The organism is Streptomyces sp. NPDC002004, from assembly GCF_053593975.1.
This window is the reverse complement of sequence record NZ_JBSFDP010000006.1, coordinates 268,947-282,737: the sequence shown is the minus strand read 5'-3', so window position 1 is coordinate 282,737 and position 13,791 is coordinate 268,947. Positions and strand designations below refer to the sequence as shown.

Annotated in this window: 13 protein-coding genes; 10 read left to right on the top strand and 3 right to left on the bottom strand. The window is 71.9% G+C overall.

Features of this window, described 5'->3' with window-relative positions; genetic code table 11:
- Positions 1-75 precede the first annotated feature (75 nt).
- From rsgA to ACWCP6_RS13350, 3 genes are all read right to left on the bottom strand, one after another.
- Complete coding sequence (gene rsgA / locus ACWCP6_RS13360) at positions 76-1,086, bottom strand: ribosome small subunit-dependent GTPase A (protein ID WP_450932521.1); 1,011 nt, start codon at positions 1,084-1,086, stop codon at positions 76-78.
- Positions 1,087-1,100: 14 nt separating this feature from the next.
- Positions 1,101-2,435: a 3-phosphoshikimate 1-carboxyvinyltransferase gene (gene aroA / locus ACWCP6_RS13355; protein ID WP_450932520.1), complete on the bottom strand. Its 1,335-nt coding sequence runs from the start codon at positions 2,433-2,435 to the stop codon at positions 1,101-1,103.
- Positions 2,436-2,638: 203 nt separating this feature from the next.
- Positions 2,639-3,454 (bottom strand): SOS response-associated peptidase, encoded by an 816-nt coding sequence (locus ACWCP6_RS13350; RefSeq protein WP_450932519.1) that lies wholly within the window; start codon positions 3,452-3,454, stop codon positions 2,639-2,641.
- A gap of 102 nt (positions 3,455-3,556) precedes the next feature.
- On the opposite strand from ACWCP6_RS13350, the gene ACWCP6_RS13345 reads away from it, so the two are divergent.
- From ACWCP6_RS13345 to ACWCP6_RS13300, 10 genes are all read left to right on the top strand, one after another.
- Complete coding sequence (locus ACWCP6_RS13345) at positions 3,557-4,291, top strand: M50 family metallopeptidase (protein WP_450932518.1); 735 nt, start codon at positions 3,557-3,559, stop codon at positions 4,289-4,291.
- Positions 4,288-4,944, top strand: coding sequence for an alpha/beta hydrolase family protein (locus ACWCP6_RS13340; protein WP_450932517.1), 657 nt, complete (start codon positions 4,288-4,290; stop codon positions 4,942-4,944). Before ACWCP6_RS13345 ends, ACWCP6_RS13340 begins: the two co-directional genes overlap by 4 nt.
- Positions 4,945-5,227: 283 nt before the next feature.
- The gene (locus tag ACWCP6_RS13335) at positions 5,228-5,893 is read left to right on the top strand and encodes a sigma-70 family RNA polymerase sigma factor (RefSeq protein WP_450932582.1); all 666 of its coding nucleotides are present in this window, start codon (positions 5,228-5,230) and stop codon (positions 5,891-5,893) included.
- Positions 5,890-6,192 carry a mycothiol system anti-sigma-R factor gene (gene rsrA, locus ACWCP6_RS13330; RefSeq protein ID WP_450932516.1) on the top strand — a complete coding sequence of 101 codons (303 nt, stop codon included), beginning with the start codon at positions 5,890-5,892 and terminating at the stop codon, positions 6,190-6,192. Before ACWCP6_RS13335 ends, rsrA begins: the two co-directional genes overlap by 4 nt.
- A gap of 243 nt (positions 6,193-6,435) precedes the next feature.
- Complete coding sequence (locus tag ACWCP6_RS13325) at positions 6,436-7,824, top strand: HD-GYP domain-containing protein (protein ID WP_450932515.1); 1,389 nt, start codon at positions 6,436-6,438, stop codon at positions 7,822-7,824.
- Entirely contained in the window at positions 7,821-9,110 is a 1,290-nt protein-coding gene (locus tag ACWCP6_RS13320) for an HD-GYP domain-containing protein (RefSeq protein ID WP_450932514.1), read from the top strand. The genes ACWCP6_RS13325 and ACWCP6_RS13320 overlap by 4 nt, the downstream gene beginning before the upstream one ends.
- A gap of 80 nt (positions 9,111-9,190) precedes the next feature.
- Positions 9,191-10,186, top strand: a complete 996-nt coding sequence (locus ACWCP6_RS13315; protein ID WP_450932513.1) for a tetratricopeptide repeat protein — start codon at positions 9,191-9,193, stop codon at positions 10,184-10,186.
- A 61-nt stretch (positions 10,187-10,247) separates the two neighbouring features.
- Positions 10,248-10,904 (top strand): peptide deformylase, encoded by a 657-nt coding sequence (gene def, locus ACWCP6_RS13310; protein ID WP_450932581.1) that lies wholly within the window; start codon positions 10,248-10,250, stop codon positions 10,902-10,904.
- Between the two features lie 330 nt (positions 10,905-11,234).
- On the top strand, positions 11,235-12,383 hold the full coding sequence (locus ACWCP6_RS13305) for a terpene synthase family protein (protein WP_450932580.1): 1,149 nt from the start codon (positions 11,235-11,237) through the stop codon (positions 12,381-12,383).
- Positions 12,380-13,753, top strand: coding sequence for a bifunctional albaflavenone monooxygenase/terpene synthase (locus ACWCP6_RS13300; RefSeq protein WP_450932512.1), 1,374 nt, complete (start codon positions 12,380-12,382; stop codon positions 13,751-13,753). The genes ACWCP6_RS13305 and ACWCP6_RS13300 overlap by 4 nt, the downstream gene beginning before the upstream one ends.
- The last annotated feature ends 38 nt before the right edge of the window (positions 13,754-13,791 follow it).

Genomic DNA, 13,791 nt, shown 5'->3' with positions numbered 1-13,791 from the left:
ACCCGCCCTCGGACCTGCCCGCACCGCCCCGGAAACCCTTCCCGAAGACCGTGCGTCCGCCGCCGGGGCGCCGGATCAGTCGCCCTCGTGGCGCTCCCGCGTCGCGAGCAGCCTGCGCAGCGAGTGCAGCCGTGCGGGATCGGCATGGCCGCCCGCCACCCACTCGTCCAGCGCGCACTCCGGCTCGTCGTGGCTGCATGCGCGCGGGCACCCCTCCGTGCCCGGCTCCAGGTCGGGGAAGGCGTGGATGACCCGGGACGGGTCGACGTGCGCCAGCCCGAACGACCGCACGCCCGGGGTGTCGATCACCCAGCCGTCGGTGCCGTACAGCGGCAGCGCGAGCGCCGACGTCGTGGTGTGCCGCCCGCGGCCCGTGACCCGGTTGACATGCCCCGTCGTGCGCCGCCGCTCCTCCGGTACCAGTGCGTTGACCAGCGTCGTCTTGCCGACGCCGGAGTGCCCGACGAACGCCGTCACGCGACCCTGGAGCAACTCCCGCACCCGGTGCGCCGCGTCGCCGTTCTCCAACTCCTCGCGGGACGTGACGACATAGGGGACGCCCAGTGGCTCGTACGTCTCCAGCAGCTTGTCCGCCGGTGCCAGGTCCGACTTCGTGAGGACGAGCAGCGGTTCGAGACCGCCGTCGTAGGCCGCGACCAGACAGCGGTCGATCAGCCGGGGGCGCGGCTCCGGGTCGGCGAGGGCGGTGACGACGGCAAGCTGGTCGGCGTTGGCGACGACGACGCGCTCGAACGGATCGTCGTCGTCCGCGGTGCGGCGCAGCACCGACGAGCGCTCGGTGATCCGGACGATCCGCGCGAGGGTGTCCTTCGCGCCGGACAGGTCGCCGACGATATGGACCTTGTCGCCCACCACGGCTGCCTTGCGGCCGAGTTCCCGGGCCTTCATCGCCATGACCACGCGGTCGTCGACCAGACAGGTCAGCCGGCCCCGGTCGACGGTGAGCACCATGCCCTCGGCGGCGTCCTCGTGCTTGGGGCGGATGCTCGTGCGCGGCCGGTTGCCCTTGCGGTTGGGGCGGGTCCGGATGTCGTCCTCGTCGGTGTGCTTGCCGTAGCGGCGCATGATCTATCCGCCCGTCAGTTCCCGAGCATCCCGGTCCACAGGTCGGGGAAGTCCGGGAGGGTCTTCGCCGTCGTGGCGACGTTCTCGATCATGACCCCGTCGACGGCGAGGCCGATGACCGCGCCGGCGGTGGCCATGCGGTGGTCGTCGTAGGTGTGGAACACGCCACCGTGCAGCGGGCGGGGACGGATGTGCAGACCGTCGGCGGTCTCGGTGACATCGCCGCCGAGTTCGTTGATCTCCTTGGTGAGCGCGGCCAGCCGGTCCGTCTCGTGCAGGCGCAGGTGCGCCACGCCGCGCAGCGTCGACGGCGAGTCCGCGAGCGCCGCGACGGCGGCGATGCCGGGCGTCAGCTCGCCCACCTCGCTCAGGTCCACGTCGATGCCGTGGACCGAGCCCGAACCGGTGAACACCAGGCCCTGGTCGGTCAGCTCGCAGGAACCACCCATCTCGGTGAAGATCTCCCGCAGCCGGTCGCCGGGCTGCGTGGTGCGCTCCGGCCAGTCCGGGATCACGACGCGGCCACCGGTGACCAGGGCGGCGGCCAGGAACGGCTGGGCGTTCGACAGGTCCGGCTCGATGGTCAGGTCCTGGCCGAGCAGGGCGCCCGGGGTGACCCGCCAGACGTTCGGCTCGCCGCCCGACTCGGGGTTGTCCACCTGGGCGCCCGCGGCGCGCAGCATGTCGACGGTCATCCGGATGTGCGGCATCGACGGCAGCGAGCTGCCGATGTGGCGCACCTCGACGCCCTGGTTGAAGCGCGGGCCGGACAGCAGCAGCGCCGAGACGAACTGCGAGGACGACGACGCGTCGATCTCGACCGGACCGCCCTCCAGCGCGCCGCCGCCGTGCACGGTCAGCGGCAGCGCGCCGCGCCCGTCGTCGTCGATACGGGCGCCGAGGACGCGCAGCGCGTCGATCACGCCGTTCAGGGGCCGTTCGTACGAACGGGGGTCGCCGTCGAACCGCACGGGCCCGTCGGCCAGGGCGGCGACCGGCGGCATGAAGCGCATCACCGTGCCGGCGTTGCCGACGTCGACCGTGGCCGGGCCGTGCAGTCCGGCCGGGATGACACGCCAGGCCTCGCCGGCGTCCGGGGCGGAGCCGGAGGAGCTGGAGGACACCTGCTCCTCGATGCCGACACCGAGGGAGCGCAGCGCGCCCGCCATCAGCAGCGTGTCGCGGGAGCGCAGCGGGCGGCGCAGCCAGCCGGGCTCCGCGGCCAGGGCCGCGAGCACGAGGGCGCGGTTGGTGACCGACTTGGACCCGGGCACGTGGACCGTCGCTTCGACGGCTCCGCTCGCGTGCGGGGCGGTCCAGAGGGGGGTGTGTGCTCGGGTTTCGGTCATGCGCCCCACTGTAGTGGCTGACCAGGGCGCCAGATCTTGATCAAACATGCCGAAACCGGACCGAAACAGCGCTCTGGTAGGGCCGTATCCGGATCACTGACGGAGGCACCGGGATCGACTGGCAGAGGTACCGGGATCGACTGACCGGGGCACCGGGATCGACTGACCGGGGCACCGGGACCGACTGACCGGGGCACCGGGGATCAGAAGAGCGTGCCCTCCTCCGGAGCGGCGAGCTCCTTGAGGAGCTCCGGGCCGTTGTTGCGCACATTGCTGACGGCCGTCGAGACCGGATAGGCGCGCATCAGGCCGGGCGGCGGAGGCGCCAGCAGGGCGCGCAGGTCGTCGGGGTCCGTGCGGGCCGGGTCCAGCCAGGAGTCCCAGCGGTCCTGCGTAAGCATCAGCGGCATCCGGGGGTGGATGTCCGCGAGCGAGCGCGGACCCTCGGCCGGGGCCACCGCGAGCGGCGTCGTCTCGGCCTCCGTCGTGATCACCGAGCAGGTCACCCACCAGGCCTGGGGATGGTCGTCGGGGAGGGTGCGGTCGCGCCAGAACTCGTACAGACCGGCCATGGCGAAGACGGACCCGTCCGCCGGGGTCACGAAGTACGGCTGCTTGCGCGGCCGCTTCTTGCGGCCCTCGACCTCCAGCTCGCGCTCCGCCGCGTCCGTGACCCACTCGTAGTAGCCGTCGGCGGGCAGGATGCAGCGCCGGGCCGAGAAGGCACGCCGGTACGAGGGCTTCTCGTGCACGGTCTCCGCGCGCGCGTTGATCATCCGGGCGCCGCCCTCCGGGGTCTTCGCCCACGACGGCACCAGCCCCCACTTCAGCTTGCGCAGCTGGCGAACCGGAGCCGGGCTTTCCGCGTCTTTCACGGGACGGTCCAGGACTGCGTAGACCTCCTTGGTCGGAGCCACGTTGTAGTCCGGGGCCAGGGTCTCCTCGGGCTCCCACTTCTCGACCTCGAAAATGCCTGAGAGATCCTCGGGCCTACGACTCGATGCATACCGTCCGCACATGAGTGCCACACTGCCACTTCCGCCCGCCCCCCGACCACCGCCCTCAACGACGGCGCTGCGCGCCGGCACCTGTTGATCGCCACCGAGGAGCCGCCCGAACATATGGACACCATGCAGAGCGCCCCGGCGAGCGCCTCCCTCGCCGACATATGGGACCGCGTCTTCGGCAGCCAGCCCCACCCCGACACCTGGGTGGTGGTCGCGACGGCGGTCGTCGCCCTCGCGGCCGTCCTCCCGCAGCCCGTCTGGCGGCTGTCCCGGAACGCGATCACCATTGCCCACGAGGGCGGTCACGGCCTGGTGGCGCTGCTCACCGGACGGCGCCTCGACGGCATCCGCCTGCACTCGGACACCTCGGGCCTCACCGTGAGCCGCGGCAAGCCCACCGGCCTCGGCATGATCCTCACCGCCGCCGCGGGCTACACCGCGCCCCCGCTGCTCGGTCTCGGCGGCGCCGCGCTGCTCGCAGCGCACCACGTCACCGCCCTGCTGTGGGCGGCCACCGCGCTGCTCGTCGCCATGCTGGTGATGATCCGCAACGCCTACGGCGCCCTCACCGTGGTCCTCGCCGGCGGCACGTTCCTGCTCGTCTCCTGGCTCACCGGACCCCAGGTGCAGGCCGCCTTCGCGTACGCGGTGGTGTGGTTCCTGCTGCTCGGCGGCGTGCGCCCGGCCTTCGAGCTGCAGAGCAAGCGGCGGCGCGGCGGTGCGGGCGACTCGGACGCGGACCAGCTCTCGCGGCTCACGCACGTGCCCGCGGCCATGTGGCTGTTCCTCTTCCACACCGTGTCGCTGTGCTCGCTGCTGGGCGGCGGGCGCTGGATGCTTGACCTGTGACACGCACCGAGACCGTGGAAACCGAGACCGTGGACGTGGCGACCGAGGCGGGCACCGCCCGCGTCACCTGGCACCCGGCGCGGCGGCCCCGCCTCGTCCTGGCCGTGAGCCACGGTGCGGGCGGCGGCATCGAGGCGCGCGACCTGGTGGCCCTTGCCGCCGAGCTGCCCGCGCACGGCGTGACCGTCGCCCGGGTCGAGCAGCCGTGGCGGGTGGCCGGCAAGAAGGTGGCCCCGGCGCCGAAGACCCTGGACACCGGCTGGCGGGGCGTGTGGCCCGCACTGGCCGCCCCCGGGCTCCCGGTGATCGCCGGAGGCCGCAGCGCGGGCGCGCGCGTCGCCTGCCGTACCGCGGCCGAGCTCGGCGCGCACGCCGTGCTCGCCCTCAGCTTCCCCCTGCATCCCCCGGGCAGGCCCGAGAAGTCCCGTGCGGACGAACTGCTCGGCGCCGGAGTGCCCACTCTGGTGGTCCAGGGCGGCAACGACCCGTTCGGCAGACCCCAGGAGTTCCCCGACGGCCCGTACGACCTCGTCGAGGTCCCGGGCGCCGACCACGGCTTCGCCGTGCCGAAGCGGGCGGACATCGGGCAGGACGAGGCGGTGCGGATCATCACCGACGGCGTCGCCGCGTGGATCGGCGGACTGCGGAGCTAGCAAGGGATCGCGACAGGGCTCCAGCCCGGGAATGCGGCGCGCCGGGGCACTGTTGACACCGGCAGACGGTGCTGACGCGAGTACCGGTGAACGCTTCGTCCGAAAGGGAGTCCGCCGCATGGGTTCGACCATCTGCCCGAGCCGCCGCAGCGCCGCCGACCTGGACTGGTCGGTGCTGCACGCGCCCAAGGCCGCTCCTATTCGGGCGGCGGTCGGACCGGATCGTCGTCTATCCTCCGATTCGAGTGGGGTCGGTCTCGGCCTCGCCACGTCGTTCGAGGAGGTGGGTCCGGTCACTGGGACCGACGCAGGGGCCGATCACGGCCAGGCGGAGCAGCCCGAGGAGACCGCTGCCGCGCGCAGCGCGCGCTTCGAGCGGGACGCGCTCGAGTTCCTCGACCAGATGTATTCGGCCGCCCTGCGCATGACGCGCAACCCGGCCGATGCCGAGGATCTGGTGCAGGAGACCTACGCGAAGGCGTACGCGTCGTTCCACCAGTTCCGCGAGGGCACCAACCTCAAGGCGTGGCTGTACCGGATTCTGACGAACACGTTCATCAACTCCTACCGCAAGAAGCAGCGCGAGCCCCAGCGCAGCGCCGCGGAGGAGATCGAGGACTGGCAGCTCGCCCGGGCCGAGTCGCACATGTCGACGGGTCTGCGCTCCGCCGAGTCGCAGGCGCTGGACCACCTGCCCGACTCGGACGTGAAGGAAGCGCTGCAGGCGATCCCCGAGGAGTTCCGCATCGCCGTCTACCTGGCGGATGTCGAGGGATTTGCGTACAAGGAGATCGCGGACATCATGGGGACACCCATCGGTACGGTGATGTCCCGGCTCCACCGGGGCCGCCGTCAACTGCGTGGCATGCTCGAGGACTACGCGCGCGAGCGCGGCCTCGTCCCGGCCGGTGCCGGAGAGTCGAACGGAACGAAAGGCTCGGGCTCATGAGCTGCGGAGAGCCGCACGAGACTGACTGCGGTGAGGTACTCGATCATCTCTACGAGTTCCTCGACCATGAGATGCCCGACAGCGACTTCAGCAAGTACGAGCACCACTTCGAGGAGTGCTCGCCCTGCCTGGAGAAGTACGGCCTCGAGCAGGCCGTCAAGAAGCTGGTCAAGCGGTGCTGTGGGCACGACGACGTGCCCGGCGACCTGCGGGCCAAGGTGATGGGGCGCATCGAACTGATCCGCTCCGGACAGACGCCCCCCGACGAGGACGTGACGGCGAGCGCCGAGGGCGCCTGACACCGTACGGACCTGCCGGGCAGCGGGTCCCTTCCCGGTCGAAGAGGCATACAGCGGGTCGTGACACACGTCGCGGCCCGCTTTCACTTTCACTCGAATGTGCTAATCCGGGAACGCGAGGTGCGGCGAATACGTCGATGCCGCCCCCTGCGCCGGGCCCGCCCCTCTATCCTCCGGGTGCTGAACGGGCTTGTCCGGCCCGGGAGTTCTCCCGGCGGCCCTGGCCAGGGGGAGGAGTGCGCCATGCGGATGCTGCCGCCGTGGGCTCGCGCCTACATCCTGTGCGTCACGCTGGGCGGCGCGGCCTGTGTGGCCCCCGCGCTCGGTCCGCGTACGCCATGGGGCGCGGTCGCGCTGCTCGCCGCGCTGTACGCCGGCTGCGAGCAGGTGCCCCGCTGCCGCTTGCTCGGACGACACGCCCCCACCGGCATGGGCACGTTCCTCCCCGTGCTGCTCGCGGGGGCGTTCCTGCTGCCGGCCGGCGCGGCCGCGCTGGTGGCGGTGCCGGGCGCGCTGATCGCCCGGGTGGAGCAGCGGCCCCGACGGGTACGCCGGGTGTGGCACGCCAGCCGGCTCGCGCTGGCCACCGGCGCGGCCGCCGGGGCGTACGGGGCGCTCGGCGGGCCGGCGACCCTGGGCGGGACGGAGGCGGGGGCCTCGGCGGACGTGCTGGGCGCGCTGTCCGGGACCGGACTCGGGGAGCTGCCGGACTTTCCGTACGCGCTGGTGCCCGCGGGAGCCGCCGTGCTGGTGTTCTGCGCGGTGCTCACGGCCCTCGACGGAGGCATCCTCGCGACCGCCGAACGGGTGCCGTTGCGGTCCGCCTGGCGGGGGCTGTTCTCCCGCGCCCTGGCGCCCGTCGTCGTGCACGGCCTCGCGGGGCTGATGATGGCGGTGCTGTGGCGCAGCCCGTACGGCCCGGTCGCCGCACTGCCGGTGCTGCTCCCCATGTACATCTCCTGCTGGGTGTTCGCCCAGTACCACCGGGAGCGGGCCGCCCACCAGGCGACCATCCGGGCGCTCGTGCAGGCCGTCGACATCAAGGACGGGTACACCCGCGGGCACAGCGAGCGGGTGGGGCGGGCGTCGGTGATGATCGCCCAGGAGCTCGGCATGTCCGACGACCGCGTCGAGGCGCTGCGCTTCGCGGGGATCCTGCACGATGTCGGCAAGCTCGGCGTACCGACCCGGCTGCTGCGCAAGGAAGGGCCGCTGACGCCGGACGAACGCCGGGTCATCGAACTGCACCCCGAGTACGGGCACGAGATGGTGCGCGGCATCGGGTTCCTCGGCGAGGCACGGGCGGCGATCCTGCACCACCACGAGCGGCTCGACGGGAGCGGCTACCCGTACGGACTCGTCGGCGGCCAGATCCCCGAGTTCGCCCGGATCGTCGCCGTCGCCGACGCCTTCGACGCGATGACGTCGACCCGCTCGTACCGGCGCGCCCGGCCCGTGGCGACGGCCGTCGCCGAACTCGAACGGTGCGCGGGCGCCCAGTTCGATCCGGACATGGTCCAGGCCCTCGTCCGTGCCCTCGCCCACCAGGGCTGGCACCCCACGGTCACCTCCGACGCCCCGGGCGGAAACGTCACGGCTCCCCGGCGCGCCCCGGCGGAGACCCCGACGTGACGTCCTTCGACGAGCGCCCCGCCCCCGCGCCGCCGCAGGGCCCCGGGGCGCGGGGAGTCCTCCTCGTCGTCCGTGGCTCCGCCGCCCTGCTCGCCCTCGCGGCCCTCGCCCACACCCTCTGGTACGGGATGGCCGAGGGCCCCGTCGCCCTCGCCTTCGGTGCCCTCGTCGCCGTCGGCGAGCTGGCACGGTGGGGGAGCGGCAAGGACCGGGAGCCGGCCCCGCTGGCCGCCGCCGGGGCCCTCGCCTACGCCCTGCTGGGCGAGGAGGCCGGCCGGGCCACCCATCACGGCGTGCTCCAGGTGGTCGCCGTCGTCGTCGCCGGCGCCCTCGTGGGCTGCGTGCCGCATGTGGCCCTGGGCCACGGCCCGAGCTCCGACCACATGGCCCGGCGCGTCCTGACCGTCGGCTTCGCGGCGGCGTGCTTCCAACCGCTCTACAACGCGGGGACCTTGGCCGGGTGGGTCGGGCAGGGCCCCCGCTACGCCCTGTGGATCGTGGCGATCCTCGCCCTCACGGCCCTCTGCGACGCCGTGCTCGCCGCGGCGACGGCACGGGCCCGCACCGGCTGGCCCTTCGGGCCGCTGCTGAGGGACGAGCTGCGCGCCATGATCGGCGTGGGCTCCGCGGTCGGCGCGACGGGGGCCGTGATGGCTCTCGCGGTCGCCGTGGCGGGCCTGTGGGCGCTGCCGGTCTTCAGCCTGCCGCTGCTGCTCACGCAGCTCTCCTTCCGGCGGTACGCGGCCGTGCGGACGACCTACCGCCAGACCATCACCTCACTCGCCCGGGCCACCGAGATCGCCGGCTACACCCCGCCCGGTCACGCCCGCCGGGTCGCCGTGCTCAGCCGCGCCGTCGGCCGCGACCTGGGCCTGTCCGAGGCCGACCTGACCGTGCTCGAGTACGCGGCCCTGATGCACGACATCGGCCAGCTCTCGCTCGTCGACCCGGTGCCCGCGGGCGCCACCTGCTCCCTGCCGGCCGACGAGCAGCGCCGGATCGCCCTGCTGGGCGGGGCGGTGGTACGCCAGACCGGTGTCGAGGCGGACGTCGCCGTCGTCGTGGAGCAGCAGGCCGACCCGTACCGCGACCAGCCTCTCACCGCCCGTATCGTCCGGGCGGCGAACGCATACGACGAGCTGGCCCGGGAACAGGGCCCCGGGGGGCCGCTCACGGCTTTGGAGCGGCTGCGGCTGGCCACCGGCCACGACTACCAGCCCGAGGTCGTGGAGGCGCTGGCCCGGGTGCTGTCACGTGGTGGGCTGATGCCCCCCGCCGCTGGGTAACCCATGGGTAATGAGCGGCCGTCCGACCGTACGTGGTTGGATGCGAACTACAGGGTGTGGGCAGACGGCAGGCGGGAATCGTGAGGATCTTCGGCAAGGGACGGCACCGGCCCTCCGCCTCCTGGCGGCAGGCCACCGACCGCGCGTTCACGCTGATCGGCGACGGCCGGTACGAGGACGCGGGCGCGCTGCTGACGCGTGCGGCGGATCTCGAACCCTGGCTGTCCGAGTCCTGGTTCAACCTCGCGCTGCTGCACAAGTTCCGGCACGACTGGGAGCAGGCCAGGGCCGCTGGTCTGCGCGCCGTGGCGCTGCTCGACCGCGAGACGGGCGCCCCCGACTGGTGGAACGTGGGCATCGCGGCGACGGCCCTCCAGGACTGGCCGCTGGCCCGCCGGGCCTGGCAGGCGTACGGCCTGCGGGTTCCCGGCGGCCGTGCGGGCGTCGGCGCGACGGGCTCGTCCGAGCCGCTCGGCATGGAGCTGGGCAGTGCGGCGGTGCGGCTTTCGCCGGAGGGCGAGGCCGAGGTCGTGTGGGGCCGCAGGCTCGACCCGGCCCGCATCGAGGTGCTGTCCATCCCGCTGCCGTCCTCAGGGCGCCGCTGGGGCGAGGTCGTGCTGCACGACGGCGTCCCGCACGGCGAGCGCACCACGGCCGCCGGGCACGCCTACCCCGTCTTCGACGAGATCGAGCTCTGGGCGCCCTCGCCCGTGCCCACCTGGGTGGTCCTCCTGGAGGCCGCCACCGAGGACGACCGGGATGCCCTGGAGCGGCTCGCCGCCGACGCCGGGTTCGCCGCGGAGGACTGGTCGTCGTCCGTGCGGCTGCTGTGCCGGATGTGTTCGGAGAGCCGGATGCCCAGCGACGAGGGCGAGGGCGAGCACCTGGATCCGCACGACCACAGCGAGCCGGGTCACCCGGGCCCGCTGGGCCACCGCACCGACGGGCAGCTGTGGGTGCCCGAGCGGGAGTGCGGCATAGCCGCGCCCGCGAGCCTGGTACGGGGGTTGCTGGACGGCTGGGTCGCCGACAGTCCGGACTCCCGGGGCTGGCGGGATCTGGAGGAGGTCTGCTGAACCGCGCCGTAGGCTGTATCGGCACCCAGTGAACGATTCGGACGGAAGGCGTACGGCGGCGATGGCGCAGCAGGACACTCAGCAGGGGCCCGAGATCACGGCGGTCCTCCCCGTGGACGACGAGGGCTTCGTCATCGACACCGAGGATTGCGAGGCGCGCGAGGCCGCCTACCGCGAGCGCGGCACGTCCCGCCCGATCACGGTCGTGGGCAACCCGGTGCTGCACCGCGAGTGCAAGGACGTCACCGAGTTCGGTGACGAGCTGTCCCGGCTCGTGGACGACATGTTCGCCAGCCAGCGGACGGCGGAGGGCGTGGGCCTTGCCGCCAACCAGATCGGCGTCGACCTCAAGGTCTTCGTGTACGACTGCATGGACGACGAGGGCGTGCGGCACGTGGGTGTGGTGTGCAACCCCGTGGTCCAGGAGCTGCCCGCCGAGCAGCGCAGTCTGGACGACAGCAACGAGGGCTGCCTGTCCGTGCCGACCGCGTACGCCGCGCTGGCCCGCCCGGACTACGCCGAGGTGACCGGACAGGACGAGAAGGGCAACCCGGTCAAGGTGCGGGGCACGGGCTACTTCGCACGGTGCCTCCAGCACGAGACGGACCATCTCTACGGCCGGCTCTACATCGACCGCCTCTCCAAGCGGGACCGCAAGGACGCGCTCCGCCAGATGGAGGAGGGCACCCCCCGCTACCCCGTCGTGTCGAACGACTGAGCCCGTGGCCACGGTCAACTCCCCATGCTCCTGGGGTCGTTGAGATAACCGTGGACTTACGGAACCTGCCCGGCCGGGCCCTTCCCGGCCGGGCCTCGTCATGTCGGAGGCGATCCCAATCGGTCGGGACTGGTCTCGGATGCGCTCACTTAATCCGAAATCAGTCACGTAAGGGGATCTTCCAGGCGCCCCGGGGTAGTGAGTGAAGCAAATCTGTTCCCTGAACGGTCAGTTGTGGTGCTGAATGGAAAGCGCGGGGATACGCAACGGCGCGCGCCCGGCACGGCGAGGGGGGCGTGCCGCCGACAGGCGGCTGAGAGGGGTTTGTTCGTGCCTGCTTTCTCACACTGCACTACGTCGATGTACACGGTGTCTTCACACGCCGCACCGACACGGACCGCGCGGTCGCACATGGCAACCGTGCCGCCGGCGCTCTCTCTACGGGTGATCGAGGACGCGTTTCCTCGACAGCTGCATCCGTATTGGCCAAAGCTTCAGCAGAAGACCAGGGACTGGCTGCTCGAAAAACGCCTGATGCCGGCCGACAAGGTCGAGCAGTATGCCGACGGTCTGCGCTACACCGACTTGATGGCCGGCTACTACATCGGCGCCCCCGACGAGGTCCTTCAGGCGATAGCCGACTTCAGCGCGTGGTTCTTCGTCTGGGACGACCGCCACGACCGCGATGCGGTGCACAGCCGGGCGGACTCCTGGCGGCGGCTGCACGCGCGGCTGCACACGGCACTGGAGTCCCCCCAGGAGCATCTGCACCACGGGGACCCGCTGGTCGCCGGATTCGCGGACAGCGTGGACCGGCTCTACTCGTACCTGGGCGAGCGGTGGAACGCCCGGTTCGCCGGGCACTTCCACGCGGTCATCGACGCATACGACCAGGAATTCCGTAACCGCGCGGCGGGAACGGTGCCGACGGTCGCCTCGTATCTGGAACTGCGGCGGCTCACCTTCGCGCACTGGATTTGGCTCGACCTGCTCGAACCCGCTGCCGGGTACGAACTCCCGAAAGTGGTCCTGGAAAATCCGTCCTATCGCAGGGCGGCGCTTGCGTGCCAGGATTTCGCGGCCTGGTACAACGATTTGTGTTCGCTGCCCAAGGAACTCGCGGGGGATGAGGTTCACAACCTCGGAATCAGCCTCATCCACCATGAGGGATTAACTCTCGAAGAAGCGGTGCGGGAAGTGCACCGCAGGGTCGAGGGATGTATTTCCGAATTCCTGGTCGCAGAACGGGACGTGTACCGGTTCGCCGGGGCACTCGCGGGCGGCGGCGACGGACTCGAAGACCTTTCGGCGGCCGTGAAGTCCTGCGTTTCGAATATGCGGAACTGGTTCAGTTCCGTGTACTGGTTCCACCACGAGTCCGGGCGGTACCGGGTGGACAGCTGGGACGACCGGTCCATGCCCCCCTACATCAGCGACCCGGTCGGTGAGCCGGCCGGAGACCGGGCAGGTGAGGAATGAGCGTCGAATCCACGCTTCCGGCGACCACGGGGCCCGGCCCCGAGCAACTGCGCACCCCGCCCCTGCTGCCCGGCGGCGCCCCGCTGCTCGGGCACGCCTGGAGCCTGCTGCGCGACCCGCTCGGCTTCCTGGCGGGACTGCGCGACCACGGCGACCTCGTACGGATCGCACTGGGCCCCAGGACGGCGTACGCGGTGACGGACCCCGAACTCGTGGGGGCGCTGCTGAAGAGCCCCGGGTACGCCGTCGGCGGCCCCCTGTGGGAGACCCTGGGCGTGCTGCTCGGAAAGGGCGTCGCGACGAGCAACGGCCCCCTGCACCGCCGTCAGCGGCGCACCGTCCAGCCCGCGTTCCGGCCGGAGCGGATCGCCGACTACGCGGCCGTGATGGAGGAGGAGGCGCGCGCCATGGCGGCGCGCTGGACGCCGGGCGGCACCGTCGACATCGGTGCCGAGTCGTTCCGCACGGCCGTGCGGATCGTGGCGCGGTCGCTACTGGAGGTGGACTCCATCGACGAGCGCGCCGACCGGCTGAGCACCTCGCTGCACACGGTGTTCAGCGGCCTGTACCGGCGCATGGTGCTGTCGGTGAGCCCCTTCTACCGGCTCCCGCTGCCGGCGAACCGCCGGTTCGACCGGGCGCTGGCCGATCTGCACCGCCTCGTCGACGAGATCGTCGACGAGCGCAGGGCGTCCGGCAAGGACCCCGCGGATCTGCTCGCGGCATTGCTGGGGGCAAAGGACGAAAATGGTGAAGCGCTCAACGAGCAGGAGGTGCACGACCAAGTCGTCTCACTGCTCGTGGCCGGCGCCGAAAACGTCGCCTCGACACTGACGTGGACGTTCCAGTTGCTCGCCGGGCATCCGGAACAGGAAAACCGGATCTGCGACGAGGTCAAGACCGTGGCAGCGGACCGGCCGATTGTCTTCGGAGATGTCCGGAAACTGACGCACACGAACAATGTCATCACCGAGTCGATGCGCATACGCCCCGCCGTATGGATATTGACCCGGCAGGCCGTCGACGATACCGAGCTGGGCGGCTATCGCATTCCGGCCGGTGCGGACATCGTCTACAGTCCGTACGCGATGCAGCGTGATCCGCGTGCATTCGACCGGCATCTGGAGTTCGATCCGGACCGCTGGCTGCCGGAACGCGCGGCGGGCGTACCGCCGTTCGCGATGATGCCGTTCAGCGTCGGCAATCGTAAGTGCCCGGGCGACCACTTCAGCATGGCCGAACTCGCCATCGTGCTGGCGACGGTGGTGCCGAAGTGGCGGCTCCGCGCCGTCCCGGGGACGGACCCGGAGCCCCGCATCGGCATCACGCTCCAGCCGAAGCGCCCGGTGCTGCGGACCGAGCCGAGGTAGGGCCGTGTGTCCCGCCCCGAACCCCCGACGGGGCGGGA